Raw genomic sequence first — 24402 nt, 5'->3', positions numbered from 1 at the left:
ACTACCGCGCGGACCTCACACCGGTCAGCCGTGCGTAGAGGGCCAGATGTTCATCCACCATGCGCTCGGTGCTAAATCGTTCTTCGGCCTGGGCACGTACCGTCCTGCGGTCCAGGTCCGCCGTGCGCAGTAGCAGGCGCGCCAGGTCCTCCGGTGACGAGGCCAGGAAGCCGCTGACGCCGTCGTCAATGATTTCTGGCGCTGACCCCGTTGGTGTGGCCACAACGGGCGTGCCGGTGGCCATCGCCTCGATCATCACCAGCCCGAACGGCTCCATCCACTGAATGGGATTGAGCAGGGCCATGGCAGCACCCAGCAGTTCATACTTGTCCGCGCCGCCCACCTCGCCCAGGAACTCCACGTCCGGGCCCTGCAGCGGCTCCACCACGTCGTGGTAGTACTGCACTTCAGCGGGTTCCCGCATTTTGGCGGCGATCCGCAGCGGGATCCCGGCCAGTTGGGCCACTTCGATGGCCTCGACCACCCCCTTGTCGGGGCACATCCGGCCAAGGAAACACGCATAGCCGCCCTGCCCGTGCCCCACCGGAACTGCGGCTACCTCCATGCCGTGGGGAATGACGGCCGCGACACGGTCTGCCAGCGCGCTGCTGACCTGGCTTTTGGAGATGGCGACCAGGGTTGTGTCCCGGGACGCTGCGGCATAGACGGCTGCGAAAGCAGGGGTCAGCTCGCTGTGGATGGTGGTGACCACTGGCAGCCGCTCCGGACGGCCGCGGTAGAGCGGCCCGGCGAGGGTGTGGTCATGGACCAGGTCAACCATGCCGTCCATGCCGGCGTAGGCGTCGATGACGTGGCTCAGTTCGGAGGAGGTGAATCCGACGAGGTCGGGTTCGGAGACGCGCATCCCGGGAAGCCGTTCCACCGGGCAGGTGCTGTCGGCGGCCGCGGCGAGCAGCACCTCATGGCCCGCCCTGGAAAATCCCCTGGCCAGGGCATCGACCACCAGTTCGATGCCTCCGTAACCGGCCGGCGGAATCGTATACCAAGGCCCCGCAATTAAACCGATACGCATCCGCAGCTCCCTTGTCGTCCGGATGTACTGAGACCGATTAACCACTGAGACCATTCAGTTATGGGTGGGACCGCAAGCTAGGGTGCCATCAGCCTTTCCAGCGGTGGCCGGGGCTGGTTGAGCACCGTCATGCCCTCCGGCAGTCCGTCAATGGATCCTTCGTTGCCGGTGGCGCTCACCGTGATCCGGGAATGGTCCATCTGCACGTTGTCAGCGCGGAAGCTGCCGAACCCCGCCGGCAGCACCGGGGCCAGGCAGACCTCCTCGCGGGGAAGCAGTGGGTCGAAGCGCAGGAGAGTCCGCATCAGGTGCACCGGCGCCGCTGATGCCCAGGCCTGCGGCGAGCAGGACGTGGGGAAGGGGACGGCCTCCGGGAAATCCTCGCGGGAGAACCCGCAGAAGAGCTCCGGCAGCCGCCCGTCGAACTGTTCCGCGGCGTCGAACAGCCCCGTGGCAATGCGCGTGGCCTCGTCAACGAACCCGTACCGCATCAGTCCGGCGGCCACGAGCGCCGTGTCGTGCGGCCACACCGAACCGTTGTGGTAGCTGACCGGATTGTAGGCGCCCATGTCCGAGGCGAGCGTACGGATTCCCCAGCCGGTGAACATCTCCGGGGACATGAGCCGCTCGGCCACCAGGGGCGCCTTGTCGGCGTCGACGATGCCCACCCAGAGGCAGTGGCCCATGTTGGAGGTGCAGGCATCCACGCGGCGCTTGTCCTTGTCCAGGGCGACGGCGAAGTATTCCTGCTCGGGGAGCCAGAACTTCTCGTTGAACGCAGCCTTGATGTCGGCAGCCCGGCGGTTCCATTTGGCCGCGGTCTCTCCATCGCCCAGCTGCTGGGCAAGCAGCGCGCGTCCCAGGTAGGCGCTGTAGACGTAGCCCTGCACTTCACATAGTGCGATGGGGGCCTCCGCCATCCGGCCGTCGGCGAAGTTGATACCGTCCCAGGAGTCCTTCCAGCCTTGGTTCAGCAGTCCGTGCTCGTTGGCGCGCTGGTACTCCACGAAGCCGTCCCCGTCACGGTCGCCGTAGTGCTGTACCCATTCCAGGGCCCGGTCAGCATGCGGCAGGAGCGAGTCCAGCAGGTCGCCCGCCAGCCCCCAACGTCCCAGCTCGGCCAGCAGCGTCACGAACAGGGGCGTCGCATCCGCGGTGCCGTAGTAGGCCTGGCTGCCGCCGAGCGCCAGCCCGGCGGTGACGCCCAGCCGCACCTCGTGCAGGATCCGGCCCGGCTCCTCCTCGGTGTCCGGGTCAACCTTCTCTCCCTGCAGCGAGGCCAACGTCTGGAGGGTCCCCGCCGCCAGCTTCGGATCCACCGGAAGCGCCATGTAGGAGGACAGGATGGAGTCCCTGCCGAACAGGGCCATGAACCACGGTGCGCCGGCGGCCACGGCGGCGCGCCCGGGGTGGTCGGGGTCGAAGATCCGGAGGGCGCCCAGGTCCTCCTGGCTCCGGGTCAGGACCTTCTCCACGTTCTTGTCCGTCACGGTCAGCCGGGGAACATGCTCTTCCCAGGCGGCGTAGCGCTGGGCGCCCACGTGCAGAGCCGCCTCGTGCGTGAAGGGCTGCTCCGGTCCGGTGCCGTCAACTACGGGCGTGGTGAATACACTGGCCGTCCACACGCCGCGGGGAGCCAGCTCGGCGTCGAACGTCACGGCATCCTCGGTGACGGTGGCGCCGGGGGCGCTGATGACCACGCCGCGGTGGATGCTGTTGCGCATGGCGTCAATCTGCAGGGCGTCCGCCCGGACCTTCCGGCTGTATTCGGCCGACGGGACCACCTTTCCGCCTTTGACGTCGAAGAGGTCGCTCAGGTCTGCATCAACCCTGATCTGGATCCGGCAGGTCCGCGGCTGTTCCGAATAGTTGTGGACCTTGATGTCATCGCGCAGGCCGGGCCCGACCTGGCGGCTGTGCTCCACCACCAGCGGGCTCTCTACCGCTCCGTTGGCCCCGCGGGGCCTGCCGACAAACACTGCCCGGTAGGGCTCCCGGGTCTGGCCGGACAGCGGTTCCAGCGGAACGCCGTCGACCGTCAGCTGCCAGCGGGACAGTATTCGGGTGTCCTGGTAGAAAGCGCCTTGCGGCTGGCCGGGAAACACGTCCCCGCTCTCGGCGGAGATGCAGAAGGAAGAACCTTCCACCACGGTCACCGCTGTCAGTCCGGATGATCCGGCACCGATGTTTTCATTCCACGCACTCATCGACCGCTCCCTGGCGACTAGTCGGATGGCATGGGCCGGCCCGTGCGGCCACGTTATCCATCGTCCCCCTACCGGGATGACGCCGCAACGGCTTATTGCTTACCGCCGGGGCCGGCCACGGAGAGCCGCGCCGCCGCGCCGCCGGACCCCCGGGAAGGGGCCGGACCCCTTGCTGAAGAGCAGCTTTAGGTGTCGAATCGTCTTACTAAGGCCGCGTGGCGGCTCACGACTAGCACGCCGGGAGATGGTCATGTCGGTTAAGGGCACTAATGGCCGGGGCAAGGGTCCCGGCCGCGGCAGTTCCGATCTCCGGCGGGCGGACGCGTCGGCCGGAGCGCCGGTGGACAAGCCGGAGGGCATCCGCAACGTCGCACTGGTGGGACACTCCGGGGCCGGCAAGACCATGCTGCTCGAGGCCCTGCTCGCCGCCGCCGGGACCATCCCGCGGATGGGTTCCATCGTTGACGGCAACACGGTCAGCGATGCGGAGCCGTCGGAGATCCACCAGCAGCGCTCCGTGGTCCTTTCCGTGGCCCCGCTGATTTACGACGGCGTGAAGGTGAACCTGCTGGACACACCAGGCTACGGGGACTTCACCGGCGAGCTGCGGGCCGGGCTGCGGGCTGCGGACGCGGCGCTGTTCGTGGTGTCGGCAGTGGATGGCATCGATGCCGCCACCACCGCGCTGTGGGCGGAATGCGCCCAGCTGGACACGCCGCGGGCCGTGGTGATCAGCCGGTTGGATCACCCGCGGGCGAATTTCGACGCCGCCCTGGCCGCCTGCCAGCGTGCCTTTGGCCAGTCCGTGGTCCCCGCTTACCTCCCGGTCAGCGGAGACGGCGGGGCCACGGGACTCTTGGGGCTGCTGTCCGGGCACGTCTCGGAGTACGACGGCGAATCCCCGGAACCCGCGGTCCGGGACGCGAGTGCCGATGAGCTCGCCGCCGCGGAGTCCGAGCGCGGCACGCTGATCGAGGGGATCATCTCCGAAAGCGAGGATGAGTCCCTGATGGACCGCTACCTCGGCGGTGAGGATATTGACACCGACGTCCTGGTGGGCGACCTCGAAACGGCAGTGGCGCGCGGATCGTTCTTCCCGGTCCTGCCAACCTCGGCAGAAACGGGCCTGGGGATCACCGAACTGCTGGACATGATGACCCGGGCGTTCCCGACACCCCAGGAGCGGGCCGTGCCGGACGTGACGGACCTTGCCGGGGAACCGGCCGGGCCGCTGTCCTGCGATCCCGAAGGGCCGCTGGCCGGTGAGGTGGTGCGCACCACCATGGACCCGTTCCTGGGCCGGGTCTGCCTGGTGCGCGTCTTTTCCGGCACGCTGCGCGAGGATTCCGCAGTGCACGTCAGCGGCCGCGGCCTGGCCGAACGCGGCCATGAGGACCACGACAGCGACGAACGCCTCACCCACCTCTACTCCCCAATGGGGGCAAGCCTGCGTCCCGTCCCGTACTCCGTGGCCGGCGACATCTGCGCCATCACCAAACTGGGCAGCGCCGAGACGGGGGACACCGTGTCAGCGAAGGATGCCCCGCTGCTGATCACCGCCTGGGACATGCCGGAACCGCTCATGCCGGTGGCCGTCGAGGCCGCCACCCGCAGCGACGAGGATGCCCTCGCCAAAAGCCTGGGCAAGGTGGCCGCCGGCGACCCGACGCTCCGGGTGGAACGCAACTCCGAAACCCACCAGCTGATCCTGTGGTGCATGGGTGAGGCCCACGGCGAGGTGATCCTGGACCGGCTGCGGGACCAGGGCGTGAAGCTGCAGACCGTGCCCGTGGTAACGCCGCTGCGGGAGACCTTCGCCGCGCCCGCCGCCGGGCACGGCCGCTACGTCAAACAGTCCGGCGGGCACGGCCAGTACGCCATCTGCGACATCGAGGTGGAGGCGCTCGACCGCGGGGCGGGCTTCCAGTTCGTGGACAAGACCGTGGGCGGGGTGGTGCCAAACCAGTTCATCGGCTCGGTGGAAAAGGGCGTGCGGGCGCAGATGCAGAAGGGTGTCTCGGCAGGTTTCCCGGTGGTGGACATCCGGGTCACCCTGGTGGGCGGCAAGGCCCACAGCGTTGACTCCTCGGACGCCGCCTTCCAGTCCGCCGGCGCGCTGGCCCTGCGAGAGGCTGCAGCCGCCGGACGCATCCAGCTGCTGGAGCCTGTCTCCGCCGTCACCATCAGCGTCCCGGACGAGTACGTGGGATCGGTCATGAGCGACCTGTCGTCGCGCCGTGGCCGGCTCACGGGCACGACGTCGTCCGGCGGGGACGCCACGGAGGTCACCGCCGAGGTCCCGGACGGCGAACTCCTGCGGTACGCCGTCCAGCTGCGGGCACTGACCGCCGGCACCGGTCGGTTCCGCCGCAGTTACCTGCGGCATGAACCGGTCCCGGGCAACGTGGCGCCGGCGGCAGCGAACGCCTGAGCGCAGGTCTAGCCGGCCGGGCTGTTGGCGCGCAGAAACGCGGCCACCGGCGCCGCCAGGGAGGCGCCGATGTCCTCGGCGGTGCGTTTGTTTCCGGCAACTGCGAACGAGTGGTCGCCGCCCTCGCACCACTGCAGCGTGGCGGTCGGGCCGATGCGTGACACCACGCCTTCCAGCAGCTCCCTGGTGGCGAAGGTGTCGCGGGTTCCCTGCAGGAAAAGCATCGGGGTTTCGAGCCCGTAGAGGTGCTCGTCGCGGAGCTTCTCCGGCTTGCCCGGCGGGTGCAGCGGGTAGCCGAGGTAGACAAGACCCGAGGCGGGCATGCCCTCTGCCACCGCCATGGACGCCATCCGGCCGCCGAACGACTTCCCGGCCGCCCACACCGGCTCGGCTTTCCCGGCGGACGCCGCCCGGGCCGCCGCCTCTTCCATCGCCGCCCGCCAGGTGGCAATCGCGGCCGGCGGCCGGTCGGGGAACTTCCGGCCTGCCTCGCGGTAGGGGAAGTTGAAGCGCAAGGTAGCGACGCCGTCGTCGTTCAACGCACCCGTAAACCCGCGCATGAACGGATGCTCCATGCCCGCGCCGGCGCCATGGGCCAGCACCAGCGTTGCGAACGGACTGGCCGGCCGCGCGTACGCGCCGGAGACGTGGCCGTCGCCGACGGCGATGGTGACGGGGGAATCAGCGGTGGGCATGACTCCATCATGCCCGATCCGGGCGAACGGGTTCGGACGTAAAGCATGGATGCCGGCGTCGTGATGCACAGCAATGGCACAGACGGGCGAAAGTCTCCAGCCAGCTCGGGGCCCGACAGTTGATGCAGAAGCCGGATTCACCGGCCACGGCATATCAACCGCCAGGAGGAACCCTCATGATCGTGTACCGACCCATTGCACCCCTGACCGTCGGCAGAGGCAGGCTCGGCGCGGCTCTGCTTGCCATGGTGGTCGCGGCCTTCTGCGGCACGGCGGCGTTCAGCCTGGATGAAGCCAGTGGGAGTTCTCAGGAAGCCGGGACTACCCTGAGCCAGGCATAATCCTGCGGCCGCAGTACCAGCCCCTCGTCGATCCGGACCCGTTCCCCGGAAAACAGGTCCAAAGCCTCGGCGGCAAATCCGGACAGCGTCTCCGCAGACACCACCTGCGGCCCGTCACTGAAGTTGGCCAGAGCCAGCACCACCGTTCCTTCGCCGGGCCGCTGGTACCCGAGCACGGCGGTGTTCTTCGTGGCGAACGGCACCAGGCGGGTGCCAGCCAGTTCGGGGGTTGCCGCGCGGACCTCCGCCAGGCGCCGCAGCCCTGCAAACACTGCGCCCTCAGGCGTGGCCGGGTCCAGGCGCTTCGCGTACCGTTCGGCGGGAAACTGCGGCCGGTGCACCCACCGGCTGTCTCCGTCATGGCCGTCCTCCAGCGTGTAGTCGTAGTCATTGAGCTGCCCCACCTCGTCGCCCAGGTAGAGCAGGGGGATGCCGCCGGTGCTGAAAGCCACCGAGTGGGTCAGCAGGACGCGTCGGATGGACTCAGCCGAACCGTCTTCAAGACCGCACAGAGACGCTGTGGTGCCGGAGATGCGGCAGTCGCCGGTGCGCGGGTTGTCCTGGAACGGCACCCCGCGGGCGAAGCTGCCGGGAAACCGGTTGACGTAGAAGGAGTTCAGGAACCGGCGGTGGTCGAAGCCGTTGATGCCGAACTCGGCGGCGTCCTCATCGGCGAACGTCCAGCCGATGTCGTCATGGCTCCGCACGTAGTTCACCCAGGCCGTTCCCGGCGCAATGTTGTGCCGCCGCTCCAGGGCCTGGGCAAGCAGGGACACGTTCCGGGTAGCCAGGGCTTCCCAGGTCAATGCCATCTGCAGGGGGTTGTAGGAAATCTGGCACTCCGCAGGATCGATATACCGGGCCACTTCGTCCGGGTGCACGATCGCCTCGGACTTGAACAGCAGCGACGGCGCCGCCAAGCGGCAGACGGCGTTGAAGGCCTGCAGCAGGGTGTGCGCCTCGGGCAGGCTCTCGCACGGGGTCCCCAGCTGCTTCCAGATGAACGCCACAGCATCCATCCGCAGGATGTCCACGCCCAGGTTGGCCAGGAACAGCATCTCTCCTGCCATGGCCCGGAACACCTCCGGGTTGGAGTAGTTCAGGTCCCACTGGTACGTGTGGAACGTGGCCCAGACCCACCGGCCGTCGGGCAGCTGCACGAACGAGCCAGGGTGGGCTTCCGGGAAGATTTCACGCACGTTCTGTTCGAAGGCGTCCGGCATGGTGCGGTCCGGGAAGATCCAGTAGTAATCGCTGTAGCGCGGATCGCCCTCGATGGCCCGCTGCGCCCACTTGTGCTCGTTCGAGGTGTGGTTGAAGATGAAGTCGACCACAAGGCTGATGCCGTTGGCGCGCAGTTCCGCGGCGAGCGCCCGCAGCTGGTCCGTGGTGCCAAGCTTCGGGTTGACCTCCCGGTAGCTGGAGACCGCGTAGCCGCCGTCGGACAGGCGCTCCGGGGCCAGGAACAACGGCATCAGGTGCAGGTAGGTGAGGCCGATTTCCTTGAAATAGGGGATTCGGGCGCGGACCCCCTCCAGGTCGGCGGCGTACCGGTCCACGTAACAGACGCCGCCGAGCATGCGGTTGGACTGGTACCAGTCCATGTTGCCTTCCCGGCCGGCGTCGAGCTCCTTCAGGTCTGCGGGCCGTTCCTTCCAGGAGCCGGCAACCTCCAACGCCAGGGCAGTCAGTTGCTCCTCGACGTCAGGCCGCGATCCGTACAGCGAGCGGAACAGCCTCGACAAGTCGGGGAAGTGGCGGTCGAAGCGCTGCTCCAGCGCGATCCAGTCCCGGCTGCCCGGCTCCAGGCCGGCCTGAGCGGCCACCCTGCTGAGCAGCCGACGGTTGCCTGCCTGCGATGACTGGGATTCACCGGATTCCCGGGCGGCGGATGGTCCCTGGGTAGCGTCCAGACTGGCGGATTCAACCATGGGACGGGGCTCCTTCGACAATGCGCTGCGCCTGGCGGCGCCCGGTGTGTTTCATCCTTACAGATGGCCCCGCCGGTGCCCAGAGAGGGGCAGATGTTTCTTGTGGCCCGACGGCGGGAGGCCTCCCTGAGGGGTTGGTCCAGTGGGAATCGCGGCGGGCGTACTGCTGACGCGGCGGGCCGCGCGGGGTAGGTTGTCCCCATGGCCAGTGAACAGACCACCATCAGTGTCGACGGGCCCGATGGCCCCCGGGAAATGCGCGTCTCCAGTCCAAGCCGGGTGTTGTGGCCCGAACTGGGACTGACCAAGCTGGACCTGGCGCGCTACTTCGTGGATGTGGGGGAGGCCTTTATCCGGGCCAACGGTGACCGGCCGGTGGCGCTGCAGCGGTTTTCGGACACCGTGGACGGCGAGCAGTTCTTCTCCAAGAACCCACCGAAAGGCACGCCGGACTTCATCCGCACGGTCAAGGTCACCTTTCCGAGCGCGCGATCGCACCCCATGCTGGTCCTCGACGAGCCCGCCGCGGCGGTCTGGGCCGCGCAGATGAACACAGTGGTTTTTCATCCCTGGCCGTCCCATGCGGACAACTCGGATAACCCCGACCAGCTGCGCATCGACCTGGACCCCCAGCCGGGCACCGACTACGACGACGCCATTCCCGCCGCGCTCGAGCTGCGGAAGGTTCTCGCGGAGGCAGGGCTGGACACCTTCCTGAAGACCTCCGGTAACCGCGGCCTGCATGTCTATGCCCCCATTGAGCCCGCCCGGGAATTCCTGGATGTCCGCCACGCGGTGATCGCCGCCGCCAGGGAACTCGAGCGGCGCATGCCGGACAAGGTCACCACCAACTGGTGGAAGGAGGAACGCGGCAAGCGCATCTTCGTTGACTTCAACCAGGCCAACCGGGACCGCACCATTGCCGGCGCCTACAGCCCGCGTGCCCTTCCGCACGCTTCCGTATCGTGCCCCATCACCTGGGACGAGTTGGCTGACGTGCGGCCCAAGGACTTCACCATACTTACCGTGCCGGACCGGCTGAAAACGGTAGGTGACCCGTGGGCGGACATGCACGCGAAGCAGGGGACCATCGACACGCTGCTGGAATGGTGGGACCGCGACGTCAAAAATGGCCTGGGGGAACTGCCGTTCCCGCCGGACTACCCCAAGATGCCGGGCGAACCGCCCCGGGTGCAGCCCAGCCGGGCCAAGAAGCCGGAGTAGTCGGCGCCGTCCCTGAAACCGCGCCCCTACTCAAACCGGGACGGGTCGCCGGTGCCGCGGCGCACCACCTCGGCGGTGCCTCCGGAGAAGTCGACGACCGTGGTGGGCTCGGCGCCGCAGTCACCGGAATCGACCACCGCGTCCACTACGTGGTCCAGCCGTTCCTTGATCTCCCAGCCCTGGGTCAGCGGCTCCTCCTCGTCCGGCAGCAGCAGTGTGCTGGACAGCAGCGGTTCGCCAAGTTCGGCCAGCAGTGCCTGGACGAAGTTGTGCTGAGGGATGCGGACCCCCACTGTCTTCTTCTTCGGGTGCAGCAGCCGGCGCGGGACCTCCTTGGTGGCAGGCAGGATGAACGTGTAGCTGCCCGGCGTGACGGACTTGATGCTGCGGAACACGTCGTTGCCGATGTTCACGAACTGACCAAGCTGCGCGAAGTCCCGGCAGACCAGGGTGAAGTGATGCTTGCTGTCCAGCTGGCGGATGGAACGGATCCTGTCCAGCGCCTCCTTGTTCCCCAGCTGGGCGCCGAGGGCGTAGCAGGAGTCCGTGGGGTACGCGATCAGGCCGCCCGATCGAAGGAGCTCCACGATCTGTGAAATCGCGCGGGGCTGGGGGTCCTCGGGGTGGACATCAAAGAATTTCGCCATGCGCTGAGCCTACGGCCCGGCAGCCGTCCACGCACGCACCCCCGCGCCCTTACCGGCCACCGCGCCGGTTCGCGCGGGCGGACAAGCACTCACCCCACATGCACCCACGGACGCTTGGTGACATCCGGTTCGGCCTCGCGCAGCACTTCGCGGGTGACCGGCGCGATCTCCCCCTCGCCAAGGAACAGGAAGCGCAGCAGGTTCACCACCGGATTCCCTTCGGTCCAGCGGAAATAGATGTGCGGCATGAGCCCGGTGACGTCCCGGATGTGCAGGAGCACGGAGGCGATGGTGTTGGGCACCACGGGCCCATGGACCTCCAGCACCCGGTACCCGTGCCGCACCACGCCGTGCACCTGCAGTTCGGTCTCGAAATCGGACGAGTCGTCAACGATCACTTCAAGGAACAGCGCCTGGTAATGGACCGGCAGGTGGCTGACCTCGATGGCGGACGTCAGCTTTTGCCGGTACGCCTCCGCGGTGAGCCTGCGTGGCTCGTGCGCAATGATGCCGATGAGTCCGCTCTCGTCCTCGGCGACGAATTCCAGGGCCGTCCGGTCGAGGCGCACATGCGTGGCGTGCAGCTCAAAGGACCGGCCGATCCTGGACAGCAGCGAGATGACGACAATGCCAAGGATGAAGAACCCGGCGATCCGGATGCCCTCGGGCCGCTCGATGACGTTGGCCACCGTCGTGTAGATAAACACCAGGGCGACCAGCCCGAAGCCCACGGCGCGCATTCGCTGCCGGCGGCGCCGGGCGGACAGCGCGACCGCCACGGCGGCGGAAGTCATCAGCACCAGCACGCCGGTGACGTAGGCACCGCCCTGGGCGTCGACGTCGGCTTCGAAAAGAATGGTGACCAGGAACGCGATGACGCCGAAGACCAGCACCAGAGGCCGGACAGCCTTGGCCCACTCCGGCGCCATCCCGTACCGCGGAAGGTACCGCGGCACCAGGTTCAACAGCCCGGCCATCGCGGACGCGCCGGCGAACCAGAGGATGGCGATGGTGCTGAGGTCGTACACCGTGCCGAAGCCGTTCCCCAGGTACTGATGGGCCAGGTAGGCAAGGGCGCGCCCGTTGGCCTGCCCGCCGGGCTCGAATTCGGCTGCGGGAATGAGGATCACCGTGGTGAGGCTGCTGGCAATGAGGAATGCGCTCATGATCAGCGCCGAGGTGGTCAGCATCCGCCGCGTCCCCTCGACGCGGCCCGCCGGATTCTCCTCCGTGTCCGTGTCCCGGCCGCGTACCTGCGGCATGACGGCCACGCCGGTTTCGAAGCCGGACAGGCCCAGCGCCAGTTTGGGGAACACCAGCAGGGCTATGGCGACGGCGAGCGCCGGGTTGCCGTGCGATGTCCCCAGCGCCTGCCACCAGTTGCCGACGGCGGCGGGGTGGCTGAGCGTTTCGACGGCGGCCCTCGCCACCACCACGACGTTCAGTCCCAGATAGACGGCCACCAGGACCACGGCGATGCCGATCGCCTCCTTGAATCCGCGCAGGAAGACGGCGGCGAGCAGGGCCAGGAGGACCAGAGTCACCGTCACCTCCTGCCCCTGCAGCCACGCCGGGGCAAAAGGGTTCTGGATGAGGTGCGCCGTGGCGTCGGCTGCGGAGAGGGTCATGGTGATCATGAAGTCCGTCGCCGCGAAGCCGAGCAGCACCAGGACGAACAGCTTGCCGCCCCAGCGGGGGAGCAGCCTCTCGAGCATCGCAATGGAACCCTCACCGTGGGAGCTTTCGCCCGCCACCCTGCGGTACACCGGCAGTGCCCCGAACAGGGTGACGGCCACCAGGACCAGCGTGGCCAGCGGCGAAATGACGCCGGCGGCGAGGGCGGCGATGGCCGGCTGGTAGCCGAGGGTGGAGAAGTAGTCCACGCCGGTCAGGCACATGACTTGCCACCACGCGTGCTTCCGCTCGTGGGCCATGGTCCGTCCACCGGGTCCCTGGTGGGATCCCTTGCTGTCCTGCAGGCCCAGCAGTAGCCAGCTGTGAAGCCGCTGCCTCCGGCTGTGGCGCACCTCCGAGGGGTCCGCCGGTGGTCGGCTCATGGTTGTCATGGTGTCTTTCACGTGTGTGGGTGCCTTGCTGCCGCGGTATGTCACGGCTGCCGCGGCATTTCGCTGCGGGCACAGCCGAACGTAGCACCGGGCAGGAGCGCCGGAACCGCCGGCAGCGGAATCTTGACGGATCCTTAACGCAGGTGTGATGCACCCACCGGGGAGCAGCCTGCGCCGTGGACAGGTGCCGGACAGGTGAAAGAATGGCGTCATGGCAGGGGAACGGATCGTCATTGGCCTGTCCGGCGACGGTGAGGGGGAGATCCTGATCCGCCGCGCCGTGAAGGCCCTCAAGGGCGCCGGTGGCGGGGACCTGCTCGCAGTCCATATCCGTTCCGCGGAGGGCGCGTCGCAGGAATCAACCAGCGCCCTCGAATCCCAGCGCCGGCTGGTGGTGGAGCTGGGCGGCACTTACCACACGGTCGCCGCCCAGGACCCCGTCGAGGCACTCCTGGACTTCGCGTCGCATGCCGGCGCCACCCGGCTGGTCATTGGGCAGTCCCGGGCTCACCCGCTGTCCAGGCTGCTTTCCGGCGGCACAGAGACGCGGATCGTCCGCAGCGCGGGCGAGCTCGACGTGCAGGTGGTGCCGCACCCCCTGGCCGGCCGCGGCACAGGCCGGCGCCGGCAGCGGGATCTTGGCCGGGTACGCGTCACCGTCGGATTCGTGCTCGCGGCCGCCATCCCCATCCTGATGCAGCTGGCGCTCGCCGTCATAGAGCACAGCGTTGCTACCGCGGTCCTGGTCCAGCTTGCCGGGGCCGTGGCCGTGGCGCTCGTGGGCGGGCTGTGGCCGGCCGTCGCGGGTGCGCTCTGGAGCGGTCTGCTGGTGATCTACTTCTCGACGCCGCCGGTCGGTGAGCTGGCCATCGGTGACCCGCAGGACCTCCTGGCTCTGGGGGTGTTCGTGGGTGTTTCGGTGGCGGTTGCCGGGGTGGTGGACAGGTCCGCCCGGCGGTCCAAGGAAGCTGCCCGGGCGCGTGCCGAGGCGGCGACGCTCGGCGAGCTGGCCCGCGGTGCCACCCGCGCGGAGGACACGGTGGGCAGCCTGCTGGAGCAGGCCCTGGACGTCTTCGGTGTCCGCGGCGTGGCGCTCTTCAGCGGGCCGGCGTTCGGGGACGGGCACGCTTTCGCTGACCGGCAGGCCTTCGGCGGTAACCTGGCGTACCGTGACGGGGACGGCGGGGCCCGGAGGAAGTTGCTCGCCAGCGCGGGCAAGCTGACCGACCCTGAACGGGACGGCACGGATTTTGCCGAGCACACCGTGGAACCGGTCGACGACGGCACCTGGCTGGTGCTGTTCGGCAGGACGGTGCCGGCCACCGACAGCAGCTTGCTGGGCGCCTTCGCCGCCCACGTGCTGGCGCAGCTTGAACGCCAGCAGTTGGCCGCCAGCCGCCTCGAGGTGCTGCGGCTTGCCGAAGGGAACACCATGCGCACCGCCATCCTCCGTGCCGTCTCGCACGACCTCCGCACGCCGCTGGCCGGCATCAAGCTGGCCGTCGGAGGCCTCCTGCAGACCGCCGTCACCTATACCCCGGAGGAGAAACAGGAGCTGTTGGAAACCATCGATGAATGCTCGGACCGGCTGGACATCCTGGTGGGCAACCTTCTCGACATGTCCCGGATTACTGCCGACTCGGTCCGCCCGCTGCTGAAGCCCGTCAGGTGGCTCGATGTTGTACCGCCCGCGCTTCGCGGCCTACCGGCTGGCAGCGTGCGGGTCGAACTGCCGCCGAACCTTCCCGCTGTCGACGCCGATGCAGTCCTGCTCGAACGCGTCATCGCCAACATCACGGAAAATGCCGTTAAGTACGCGCCTGCCTCTGACATCAGGGTGACTGCAGCGGCGGGCGGGCTCAGCGGCAGCGTCCTCAACGGCCACCCGGCCGGTGAACTGAGGATCATCGACCACGGACGCGGTGTGCCGGGCCGGAACGTGCCCGCAATGTTCCGCCCCTTCCAGCGATTGGACGATCTGTCCCAGTCAACCGGCGTGGGCCTCGGCCTGGCCGTCGCACGGGGATTCGTCTCCGCCATGGGCGGCAGCCTCGCGGCGGAGGAGACGCCCGGCGGGGGACTCACCATGGTCATCCGGCTCCCGCTCTCCACGGGGACTGACTTATCGGGGTCTGGCTTATCGGCGACTGACTTATCGGAGTCTGGCGTGGCACGGAATGACGTCGCCGGCGCCGGGCCCGACGGCGCGTCACCCGCCGTCGCTCCTGCCGCGTCCCCACAGGAGACGGCCCAGTGACCGGCGTCCTCGTTGTGGATGATGACCAGCACCTGCTGAAGGCCCTGCGGATCACCCTGCAGGCGCATGGCTACAGCGTGGAGACCGCCGCTGACGGCGAGGCCGCGCTGGCCGCTGTCTCGCGGAATCCGCCCGGGCTGGTGGTCCTGGATTTGGGATTGCCCGACATGGACGGCGCCGCGGTCCTCAGGGAGCTGCGCCGCTGGAGCACCGCCCCGGTGCTGGTGCTCTCAGCCCGGCACGGCTCGTCGGACAAGGTGGACGCGCTCGATGCCGGCGCGGACGACTACATCACCAAGCCGTTCGGACTGGAAGAACTCCTCGCCCGGCTTCGCGCGCTCCTCCGCCGCGCCCCGGAAGCCACCGAGGCGTCCACGGTGGACACCGCGGAGTTCAGCGTGGACCTGGGGCGGCGGATGGTCACCCGGAACGGTGAGCCCGTCCGGCTCACGCCCACGGAGTGGAGCATCCTCGAGCTGCTGGTGCGGAACCCGGGGAAGCTCATCACCCAGCAGCAGATCCTGGCCAGCGTGTGGGGGCCCGCCTACGAGAAGGAAGCCAACTACCTTCGGGTGTACATGGCCCAGCTCCGTCGCAAACTCGAGGCAGACACAGGCAATCCGCGCCATCTCCTGACCGAGGCCGGAGTCGGTTACCGCTTCCGGCCCTGACCCGTGCTCCAGCTCTGACCCGCGCCGCGGCTCTGACCTGCGCTGCGGCTCTGACCTGCGCTGATGAACTGCCCGTGAACTTTCATGAACGCCGGTGAAACCCTATGAAGGGGAGCCCGATTCGGGCAACATGTGTAGTGCCGGGCGCCGCACACTGGGCGCCATACGTACAGCCGAAGGAGAACCGATCGTGTCCACCCTGCTCAACCCGTACATCAGCTTCCGCGACAATGCCCGCGACGCCATGACCTTCTACCAGTCGGTGTTCGGCGGCGAGCTGGCACTGAGCACCTTCGGGGAGTTCCACGTCAGTGAAGATCCTGCGGAGACTGACAAGATCATGCACGGCATGCTGACCTCGGAGAAGGGTCTCGTGCTCATGGGGGCCGACACCCCCAACTCCATGGACTACTCGCCGGGGAACACCATTTCCGTGTCGCTCAGCGGGGACGACGAGTCCGAACTGCGCGGCTACTACGACAAGCTGTCCGGCGGCGGCGGCACCGTCACGGTCCCGATGGAGAAGGCTCCGTGGGGCGACATCTTCGGCATGTGCACCGACAGGTTCGGCATCGCGTGGCTGGTGAATGTCAGCGGAGCCGCGGCAGCTCCTGCTTCCTAGCGACGAAGTAGGCATTGAACGGGTCGTCGTCCAGTTCCTTGACGGAAATCTCGCTGAAGCCGGCCTCCCGCACCATGGACTCGGCCAGCTGGACACCCCACACTGTGCCCAGGGCGTCGCCGCCCTGGGCCAGCGACACTGACATGCAGTGCGTGGTGGAGACGGCGTAGAGGAACGTGCCCCACGGAAGGTCGAGGTTTTCCTCGAGCTTGCTGGACGCCTTCATGTCCACCATCAGGAAGGTCCCTCCGGGCCGCAGGGCCCGGTGGATGTTCTGCAGGACGGTGGCGGGGTGTGCCTGGTCGTGGATGGCATCGAAGACGGTGACCAAATCAAAGCCATCGGCAGCGTCCAGGGCGGCAGCGTCGCGCTGCTCGAATCGCACGTTGGTAAGGCCAATCCGCTCAGCCTCGGCGCGCCCGGCGGACACGGCTTCCCCGAGGAAGTCGTACCCGGTAAACCTGCTGGCGGGGAACGCTGAGGCCATCAGGTTCACGGCATGGCCGGCGCCGCAGCCGATGTCCGCGACGTCGATCCCCCGCCGCAGCGCGTCCACGCAGCCGGCGAGCGGAAGGATGGTGTCTATAAGTGACGCGTCGTGCACGGAGCCGCTGTCCGCGGCCTGGATCTGCACGAACCCGGGGTAGTCGGCGTAGTCCAGGCCGCCGCCGGTCTGGAACTTGCCGGCGATTTTGCCAGCCACTTCGCCCATCAGCGTGATGTACAGCAGGGTCCGGGCCAGGTTGTCCACCCCGGGTCCGGTGACGGACGGGGCGACCTCGGGCCGCAGAAGATAGGTCCGGGCCGTCGGGTTGTAGTCGACGAATCTGGCGGTGACCATTCCGCCCAGCCATTCACGGACGTAGCGTTCATTCAGCCCCGCGGCGTCGGCTATCTGGTCGCTGGTGGCGGCCGGCAGGTCCGCCAGCGCTTCGAAGAGGCCGGTCTGGTAGCCGATGCTGGCCAGGATGGCCGCGGAGCTGTCATTGAGGATTCCCACGAGCCTGCCGGCAGCAGCCTCGACGGCTGCCTCGGGGGCGGTGACTGCCTCGCTTTGGACGGTGCTCATTGTTCTTGCCTTTCGGGGAGTGCGGGCCCTTTTGGGAACTGCGGTCCGTTACTTTCGAAGGTAGGCCCGGGGGAGCCGGCGGCGCGTCGGGAGGACCATGCATCTTTCCGCGCGGGGATGGGGCAGATGATGCAGGCCGTGGTTCCGGCCGTGCGCCTCGGACGGCCGGTTACGAGCCGGGCAGACCATGCTCGCGCGCCCACGCCGCGGCGCCGGTGCGAGAGGAGACACCGATCTTGCCGAAAATGTTCGCGAGGTGCCGGCCCACGGTTTTTTCGCTGATGACCAAGGCCTCGGCCACCCGGCGGTTGCTTGCACCGCCACTGACAAGTGCCAGGACCTCGGCCTCCCTGGCGGTGAGGCCGCCGGGCGCAAAACGCCGGCGCCGTTGCAGGTCGCCCTCGATCCGCTGAAGGTCCGGCGCAGCGCCAAGCTGCCGGTAGATGGCCGCCGCCGTGGCGAGGTCTGCCTCGGCTGCTTCCGTATTTCCCAGGGACCTGCGGCAGGACGATTCCAGTTCATGGATGACCGCCGTGCTGTAGCGGGCCCGTTGGTCGCGGTAGATGCGGCCAGCCGATTCGAGGGCCGCCATGGCTTCCGCGGGCTGGCCCGCCGCGAGGAGCACCACACCGCGGGCCTGACCTGCCCAGGCCCGCAGGCCGGGGGAGGCGTAGCGTTCCGCGGTCCGCTCCAATTCGGAGCAGCATGTTTCGGCGAGATCCTCCTGCCCGCACGCGGCTGCCACCTCGGTGGCGGCAAGCAGCAGGCGGGGTTTGTCCAGCGGCCCGCTTTCGGCCAGCGCCACCCGCAACTGCTCCAGTGCCTGGCTGGGCGCACCGGCGGCGAGGTGCAACCGGGCCTCTCCCGGTTGCGGTTGGACGCCGAGTTCCCGTGCCCGGGCATAGGCTGCGAGGGCGCCGGAGGGGTCGCCCCGCAGCCGGCGGATTTCGCCGAGCTCGTAGTAGCCGGCGCCTGCCATCCAGCCGTGGGCCTGGGCAAGCCTGTCGCTGAGGGGGCGGAGTTCCCGCTCCGCGGCCTCCCAGTCGCCTCCTGCACTCAGGAGCTGGAGTTCGTGGACCCGGGTCACATCGGCATAGACAAACGTGCTGGACTGTCCGGCGGTCCACCGCTCCATGGCCGTGGTCCAGGACCGCATCCTGGAAAGGTCGCCCAGCACGTGGCAGAGATGGGTCACCGTGCAGTAGATGTCGCCGGCCCACTCCTGTGGAACGCCACCGGCCAACACCGGAAGCATGGCCTCGTCGAGGTCCCCGAATCCTGCCTCCGTCTGCCCCTCCCGGACCAGTGCCAGGCCGGACAGGACCCTGGCGAAGCACGCAAGGGCCGGATCTCCGAAGCGGTCAGCGAGGGCTTCGATCTTTCCGGCGGACGCCCTGGCGGGTGCCGGATCGCCCTCAATGTCCATGGTCATGCCCGCTTCGAGGTAGAGCAGGTATCCGGTGGGCGGGCCGCCGGGGAGCCCCTCCAGCATCCGCCGTGCCCGGTTCAGCCAGCCGGAGGCCACGGCGACGTCTCCCCGGGTACCCCAGCGGAGGGACAGGTCAAGCGCCGCCATCGCGGCGCCGGTGCGGTCCCCGTCACTGGCCAGCCGCCGGTACAGTTCCTCGGCCGTTGCCAGCGCCCCGGACGTATCGCCCAGCCACCAGGCCGAACTCGCGAGCGCATCAAGGTCGGGCGCATCCAGCGGTCCCTGGCGGCGTGCGGCGCCGAAGCCGCTGCGTGCAGCGGCCCAGTCCCGGCGGTCATACGCCTCACGGGCAGTCAGTATCAGTTGGTCGAGTTCAGGCATGTGATCTTCCCCGGATGATGAATCCAGACTACTGCCGTGCTCTGATGCTGGAAACGCCGGGAACAGCCGGGGGCGGGGTCAGGTTCAGGAGCCGCCTTTCAAGAGCCGGCCCATCACGAACCTGGCGGCGACCAGACCCACTCGCGGATTTCGGGCAGGTCTTCGAAATGTTCCCGAATGTATTCGGCGTGGGCCTCCAGCTGACGGTGGCAGTGCCCGGCCAGGGCCTCACCGCCGTCGAACTGGCGCGGCATCCGGCGGAGCGCCTCCAAGGCGAGGTGGTAGCGGCTCATCCGATTGACCACCACCATGTCGAACGGCGTGGTGGTGGTGCCCTGCTGGCTGTAGCCGCGGACGTGGAACCTTTCCGGGTTCGGCCGCCCGTGCAGGAGCTGGTGGAAGGAGCGGGCGTAGCCGTGCCACGCCACCACCACCTCGCAGGTGTCCGTGAACAGCGAAGTGAACGCCCCGTCGTCAAGCCCGTGCGGGTGCACGTCCCGCGGCGGCAGCACCATGGCGTCCATGACGTTCACCACGCGCACCGTGGCCTCGGGAACGTGGCGCTGCAGCAGCCAGGCTGCTGCCAGTGCCTCCTCGGTGGGGATGTCGCCGGCGCAGGCGAGGACGACGTCCGGTTCAGTGCTGCCGGCCTCGTTGCCGGCCCACTCCCAGCGCGACGCGCCGGCCTCGGCGTGCGCGCGGGCTTCCGCCAGGGTCAGGTACTGCGGGTGGGATTGCTTGTCGACGACCACCAGGTTCACATAGTCCCTGCTGCGCAAGGCGTGCTCGGCCGCGGCTAGCAGCGTGTTAGTGTCCGGCGGCAGGTAGATCCTGGTCACCTCGCCGGACAGGGACAATACGGTATCGATCAGGCCGGGGCCCTGGTGGCTGAAGCCGTTGTGGTCGTTGCGCCAGCACGTGGAAGTCAGCAGGATGTTCAGGCTCGGCACCGGCGCGCGCCATTCCAGTTCGCGGGCGTGCTGCAGCCACTTGGCATGCTGGACGGTCATGGAGGCGCTGACCATGGCGAACGCCTCGTAGCTGGCGAAGAACCCGTGCCGGCCGGTCAGCAGGTATCCTTCCAGCCAGCCCTGGCACAGGTGCTCGGAGAGCACCTCCATCACGCGGCCGTCGGCCGCGACGTGGTCGTCCCCGTCGTCGTCCCCGTCGTGCCCTGGCAGCAGCAGGCAGCGGTCGGTGGCTTCGAACACGGCGCCCAGCCGGTTGCTGTTGGTTTCGTCCGGGCAGAACAGCCGGAACCGCGGGTTATCCTCCGTCCCGCTGTAGAGGTCGCGGAACAGTTCGCCCAGCGGCTTGGTGGTTTCGATGCTGGTGGAGCCCGGCTGGCCCGGGTCGACCGCGTACTGCGCCAGGTCCGGAATCTCCAGCTGGACGGACGGCTGGCCGTTGGCCCGGGGCGCCGCCCCCATCCGGAGCTTGCCTTCGGGCGCCAGCGCGGCCAGTTCGGGCAAAAGCCGGCCGTCGTCATCGAACAGCGATTCCGGCTGGTAGGACCGCATCCATTGCTCCAGCAACGCCAGGTGCTCCGGGTTGTCCCTGACGCCGGACAGCGGAACCTGGTGCGCGCGGAACGTGCCTTCCACCGGGTTGCCGTCCACGGTCTCCGGGCCCGTCCAGCCCTTGGGGGTGCGCAGGATGATCGCGGGCCAGCGGGCCGCAGTCGTTCGATTACTGCCAACGCGATTACTGCCGGATCCGGCGCCCCGGGCGTCCTGCTGGATGTGCCGGATGGTGGCATACGCGTCATCGACGGCGGCGGCCAGGGCCCGGTGGACCTTCTCGGGCTCGTCGCCGGACGCCGTCACGGGTTCCCAGCCATTGGCGCGCAGCAGCGCCTCGACGTCTCCGTCCGGGCGGCGTCCCAGGACGGTGGGTCCGGAAATCTTGTAGCCGTTGAGGTGCAGGATGGGCAGGACTGCGCCGTCCCGCGCGGGGTTGAGGAAGAACGGCGCCGTCCAGGAGGCGGCGAGCGGGCCGGTCTCGGCTTCGCCGTCGCCCAACACACAGGCGGCGATGATTCCTGGGTTGTCCATCACAGCGCCGGTGGCGTGCATCAGTGAGTAGCCCAGTTCGCCGCCCTCGTGGATGGAGCCGGGGGTGGCAGGGCCCACATGGCTGCCCACGCCGCCTGGCGTCGAAAACTGCCGTGCCAGCCGGCGCAGGCCGGCAGCGTCGCGGCTGACATCGGGGTAGATCTCCGAGTAGGTGCCTTCGAGGTAGACGTTCGCCACCACTGACGGACCGCCATGGCCAGGGCCGGCGATGAACAGAACCTCGGCCCCGGTGTTCCTGATCAGCCTGTTCAGGTGGGCATAAATCAGCGACAGCCCCGGTCCTGTGCCCCAGTGGCCCAGCAGCCGCGGCTTGATGTGCTCCGGCCGCAGCGGCTCCCTCAGCAGTGCATTGTCCTGAAGGTAGATCTGGGCCACCGTCAGGTAGTTCGCCGCGCTCCAGTAGCGGTGGAGGAGCTCAAGTTCGTCGTCGGAAATTGCCCCGTTTGCCACGGCCATGCCCATGAATGTGCCTTCCGTCGGATCCGCTCCAGCGCTGACGGGCACAGTCTACCCCGGCATTTTGGCCGCCCTCAGATCCACTTCGGGGCGGCGGGAACGTCGGCGCGGTCCTCGCTCCGGCCGGCGGCGGTGACGCCGAAGCGGCCTGCTTCGGCTGTCCGTCCGGCGGCCCAGGCAGCCACGCCGGCAAGCGGGCCGCTGACCGTGATGGGTTCCTCCGCGTTGGCGTCGCCGAACACCAGGTCCGTGCCCGTCACCGTGATGACCAGCCCGGCATCGGTGCCGCGGGTATGCCAGGCGGAGGTGATGTCCCGCAGCAGCCGTTCCAGGACGGGCTCCGGAATGTCGGCGAAGGTCGCCCCGTTGCCGAGGTCGACGGCGTGGATCCAGACTTCGCGGGTGCGCATCCAGACGGTTTCGGACGCCGGGACGCTACGGCCCTGGATGGTCTTGACCTCGTTGGCCCAGTCCCGGTCCGGCAGGTCGCGCCATTCGACGGACAGGTGCACCGCGGAGTGGTCGAAGAGATTCCGCAAAGCGATCGGCGACAGCGTGGCGCCGAAGCTGATCTCATGATCACGCACCGCTACCGAGGGGTACATGGGCGTCTCCACCCCGGTCGCCGCCCACTCCACAAGGCGGGCGATGGCCCGGGCGTTATAGCCCACGTGGGCCACGACGTGCCGGCGCGTCCAGCCGGGAAGGAGGGAGCCGCCGTCGAGCTCGTCATCGGTGAGTTCGTTGAGCTTGCGGGCGAAGAACGCGGTGCCCCGCCGGGCCTGCAGGAGTTCTTCCTGCAGGCCCGGGTCGGTGGCGAGGTCGTGCCGGGCTGCCATCAGGCTTCCTTGACCACGCGGTTGGTCAGCTGCCCCAGCCCTTCGATGGTGGTGACCAGCAGCTGGCCCTCCTGCAGGTAGCGCTTGGGATCCTGGGCGTGGCCCACGCCGCCGGGGGTGCCGGTGGCGATCACGTCGCCCGGGTTCAGCGTGATGATGGTGGAGATGTAGGAGACCAGGAACTCGGGGGTGAAGACGAGGTCACCGGTGGGCGTGCTCTGCTGGATCTCGCCGTCCACCGCCGAGGTCATCAGCGGACCGGCGCTGAAATCCTCCTTGGTGACCAGTGCGGGGCCGAACGGGGTGGAGTTTTCCCAGGTCTTCCCCTGCAGCCACTGGATGGTGCGGAACTGGTAGTCGCGCATGCTGATGTCGTTCAGCACGGAGTAGCCGGCGATGTGGTCCGCGGCGTCGGCTTCGCTGATCCGGCGGCCCTTCTTGCCGATGACGACCGCGAGTTCGGCTTCCCAGTCCACGGTGTCGGATTCCTGCGGCAGGGCCAGGTCATCGTTCGGGCCGATCAGGGATTCCTGGTACTTGGCGAACAGGGTGGGGTGGTCCGGGATGTCCCGGCCCATTTCCTTGATGTGGTTGCGGTAGTTGTGGCCCACGCAGATGATCTTGCCCGGGGCGGGCACGACGGCGGCGAGGTCGGCGCCGTCGAGCGCGTGCGTTGCGCCGTTGGCCGCCTTCGCCGTGGTTTCCCAGTCGTCGCTGCGGAGGAGTTCGCCGACGTCGGCGAAGCCGTCGATCTCGGTGAGGGTGCCGCCGTCCTGGCGGACGGCTTTGGTTCCTTCAGAAGTGCGGAGGGTGAGGAGTCTCATGCGTTCTTGCGTCCTTCGGTGTAGGTGCGGTTGAAGTTCAGGCGTTCAAAGATGGGTGCGTCGCTGAAGCGGAACAGGTCGAACTCCGTTTGGGATTCCTCGTTGGCCTGCAGCGACCATTCCTGCCAGGACGGAACGACAAACAGATCGCCCTTCCCGAGGTCCTTGCGTTCGCCGTTGAGCAGCACGCTGCCAGTGCCTTCGAAGACCTGCCACACGCTGGAGCCGACCTCGCGGAGGGCTTCGGTGGCAGCGCCGGCGCGGAGCCGGTGGAACTCGGCGCGGATGGTGGGCATCACGTCCCCGCCCGTGGTGGGGTTGGAGTAGCGGACCGCCGCGTGCCCCTGGGAGACGGTGGCCGGGTGGCCTTCATCCTCGAGGAGCAGCTGTTCGCGCAGGGCGGCGTCGGTGTGTTCCCACCGGTAGGCGGCGATGGGGGAGTTGGTGGTGTTGTCCAGCCCGGAGAGGGGGCGCAGGCCGGGGTGGGCCCAGAGCCGTTCGGAGCGGGAGATGTCCGGAGTGGCCTCGTCCGTGACGCGCTCGGTGCCGAACTCGAAGAACCCTGCGTCGGCATAGTGCACGAACGGGATGTCCAGGCCGTCGATCCAGGCCATCGGCTGGTTGGTGTCGTTGTGGTGGCCGTGGAAGTTCCAGCCGGGCGTCAGCAGGAAGTCACCGCGGCGCATCGCCACGGGGTCACCGTTCACCACGGTCCAGACGCCTTCGCCTTCGACGACGAAGCGGAACGCGTTCTGCGAGTGGCGGTGCTCGGGCGCCGTTTCGTGGGCGCCCAGGTACTGGATGGCCGCCCACAGCGTTGGTGTCGCATAGGGCGTGCCACCCAGCCCGGGGTTGGCGAGGGCTATGGCCCGCCGCTCGCCGCCCCGCCCCACGGGAACCAGGTCACCGGCGCGGGCGGCCAGGGGATAGAGGTCGTTCCAGCGCCACACATGGGGCCGGGCCTTCGGTGACGGGACCATCGGCATCAGGTCACCGATCTCAGTCCACAGCGGGACCAGGTTCTCCTGCTCGAAGTCCCGGTACAGCTGCTCCAGCTGCACTGCCTCCTCCGGCGTCGGCTCCGGGGCCGCATGGGCGGCGGCAACTGATTCGTGGGTCGTGGTCTCGGCGCTGATGGACACGGCGGCCTCCTCGGTGGGTATGGATGACGTCTTGGCGTTGTACCGAGATTAGGGACACAGTG

The 24402-nt window shown here is 68.4% G+C and carries 17 protein-coding genes; 5 read left to right on the top strand and 12 right to left on the bottom strand.

The genetic code is table 11. From position 1 onward, the window contains the following. Nucleotide 1: 1 nt before the first annotated feature. Both AC1DFE_RS17130 and AC1DFE_RS17125 read right to left on the bottom strand, forming a co-directional pair. Nucleotides 2-1033, bottom strand: coding sequence for a glycosyltransferase family 4 protein (locus AC1DFE_RS17130; protein ID WP_476907074.1), 1032 nt, complete (start codon nucleotides 1031-1033; stop codon nucleotides 2-4). 77 nt (nucleotides 1034-1110) lie between these two features. Then, entirely contained in the window at nucleotides 1111-3240 is a 2130-nt protein-coding gene (locus AC1DFE_RS17125; RefSeq protein ID WP_476907073.1) for an amylo-alpha-1,6-glucosidase, read from the bottom strand. Between the two features lie 250 nt (nucleotides 3241-3490). Here AC1DFE_RS17125 and AC1DFE_RS17120 point away from each other — a divergent pair, with 250 nt between their 5' ends. Continuing rightward, complete coding sequence (locus AC1DFE_RS17120; protein ID WP_476907072.1) at nucleotides 3491-5671, top strand: elongation factor G-like protein EF-G2; 2181 nt, start codon at nucleotides 3491-3493, stop codon at nucleotides 5669-5671. A gap of 8 nt (nucleotides 5672-5679) precedes the next feature. Here the strand turns inward: AC1DFE_RS17120 and AC1DFE_RS17115 are convergent, their stop codons facing one another. Further along, nucleotides 5680-6366, bottom strand: coding sequence for an alpha/beta hydrolase family protein (locus tag AC1DFE_RS17115; protein WP_476907071.1), 687 nt, complete (start codon nucleotides 6364-6366; stop codon nucleotides 5680-5682). Between the two features lie 307 nt (nucleotides 6367-6673). Beyond that, complete coding sequence (locus tag AC1DFE_RS17110) at nucleotides 6674-8638, bottom strand: alpha-amylase family protein (RefSeq protein WP_476907070.1); 1965 nt, start codon at nucleotides 8636-8638, stop codon at nucleotides 6674-6676. 201 nt (nucleotides 8639-8839) lie between these two features. Here AC1DFE_RS17110 and ligD point away from each other — a divergent pair, with 201 nt between their 5' ends. Beyond that, on the top strand, nucleotides 8840-9862 hold the full coding sequence (gene ligD / locus AC1DFE_RS17105; RefSeq protein WP_476907069.1) for a non-homologous end-joining DNA ligase: 1023 nt from the start codon (nucleotides 8840-8842) through the stop codon (nucleotides 9860-9862). 26 nt (nucleotides 9863-9888) lie between these two features. On the opposite strand, the gene AC1DFE_RS17100 is transcribed toward ligD, so the two are convergent. Next, nucleotides 9889-10509 (bottom strand): L-threonylcarbamoyladenylate synthase, encoded by a 621-nt coding sequence (locus tag AC1DFE_RS17100; RefSeq protein ID WP_476907068.1) that lies wholly within the window; start codon nucleotides 10507-10509, stop codon nucleotides 9889-9891. A gap of 89 nt (nucleotides 10510-10598) precedes the next feature. Then, nucleotides 10599-12575, bottom strand: coding sequence for an APC family permease (locus tag AC1DFE_RS17095; protein ID WP_476907067.1), 1977 nt, complete (start codon nucleotides 12573-12575; stop codon nucleotides 10599-10601). A gap of 211 nt (nucleotides 12576-12786) precedes the next feature. On the opposite strand from AC1DFE_RS17095, the gene AC1DFE_RS17090 reads away from it, so the two are divergent. The 3 genes from AC1DFE_RS17090 (at nucleotide 12787) to AC1DFE_RS17080 (ending at nucleotide 16125) form a co-directional block, all read left to right on the top strand. Continuing rightward, nucleotides 12787-14832, top strand: a complete 2046-nt coding sequence (locus AC1DFE_RS17090) for an ATP-binding protein (protein WP_476907066.1) — start codon at nucleotides 12787-12789, stop codon at nucleotides 14830-14832. Then, nucleotides 14829-15503: a response regulator gene (locus AC1DFE_RS17085; protein ID WP_476907065.1), complete on the top strand. Its 675-nt coding sequence runs from the start codon at nucleotides 14829-14831 to the stop codon at nucleotides 15501-15503. Before AC1DFE_RS17090 ends, AC1DFE_RS17085 begins: the two co-directional genes overlap by 4 nt. Nucleotides 15504-15693: 190 nt before the next feature. Next, nucleotides 15694-16125, top strand: a complete 432-nt coding sequence (locus AC1DFE_RS17080; protein WP_476907064.1) for a VOC family protein — start codon at nucleotides 15694-15696, stop codon at nucleotides 16123-16125. Here the strand turns inward: AC1DFE_RS17080 and AC1DFE_RS17075 are convergent. The 6 genes from AC1DFE_RS17075 to AC1DFE_RS17050 all read right to left on the bottom strand — a co-directional run bounded on the left by AC1DFE_RS17075 (nucleotide 16094) and on the right by AC1DFE_RS17050 (nucleotide 24340). Then, nucleotides 16094-17194: a class I SAM-dependent methyltransferase gene (locus AC1DFE_RS17075; protein WP_476907063.1), complete on the bottom strand. Its 1101-nt coding sequence runs from the start codon at nucleotides 17192-17194 to the stop codon at nucleotides 16094-16096. The genes AC1DFE_RS17080 and AC1DFE_RS17075 overlap by 32 nt on opposite strands. 169 nt (nucleotides 17195-17363) lie before the next feature. After that, nucleotides 17364-19004: a LuxR C-terminal-related transcriptional regulator gene (locus AC1DFE_RS17070; protein ID WP_476907062.1), complete on the bottom strand. Its 1641-nt coding sequence runs from the start codon at nucleotides 19002-19004 to the stop codon at nucleotides 17364-17366. A gap of 113 nt (nucleotides 19005-19117) precedes the next feature. Next, nucleotides 19118-21541: a phosphoketolase family protein gene (locus AC1DFE_RS17065; protein WP_476907061.1), complete on the bottom strand. Its 2424-nt coding sequence runs from the start codon at nucleotides 21539-21541 to the stop codon at nucleotides 19118-19120. Between the two features lie 68 nt (nucleotides 21542-21609). Further along, nucleotides 21610-22374 (bottom strand): maleylpyruvate isomerase family mycothiol-dependent enzyme, encoded by a 765-nt coding sequence (locus AC1DFE_RS17060; RefSeq protein WP_476907060.1) that lies wholly within the window; start codon nucleotides 22372-22374, stop codon nucleotides 21610-21612. Continuing rightward, nucleotides 22374-23198, bottom strand: a complete 825-nt coding sequence (locus AC1DFE_RS17055; protein ID WP_476907059.1) for a fumarylacetoacetate hydrolase family protein — start codon at nucleotides 23196-23198, stop codon at nucleotides 22374-22376. Before AC1DFE_RS17055 ends, AC1DFE_RS17060 begins: the two co-directional genes overlap by 1 nt. Next, the gene (locus AC1DFE_RS17050; protein ID WP_476907058.1) at nucleotides 23195-24340 is read right to left on the bottom strand and encodes a cupin domain-containing protein; all 1146 of its coding nucleotides are present in this window, start codon (nucleotides 24338-24340) and stop codon (nucleotides 23195-23197) included. The genes AC1DFE_RS17055 and AC1DFE_RS17050 overlap by 4 nt, the downstream gene beginning before the upstream one ends. Nucleotides 24341-24402: the final 62 nt, after the last annotated feature.

Source organism: Arthrobacter sp. 05T423, assembly GCF_056396245.1.
Note: the sequence above shows the minus strand (reverse complement) of the source record. Positions and strands in the feature narration are given on the sequence as shown.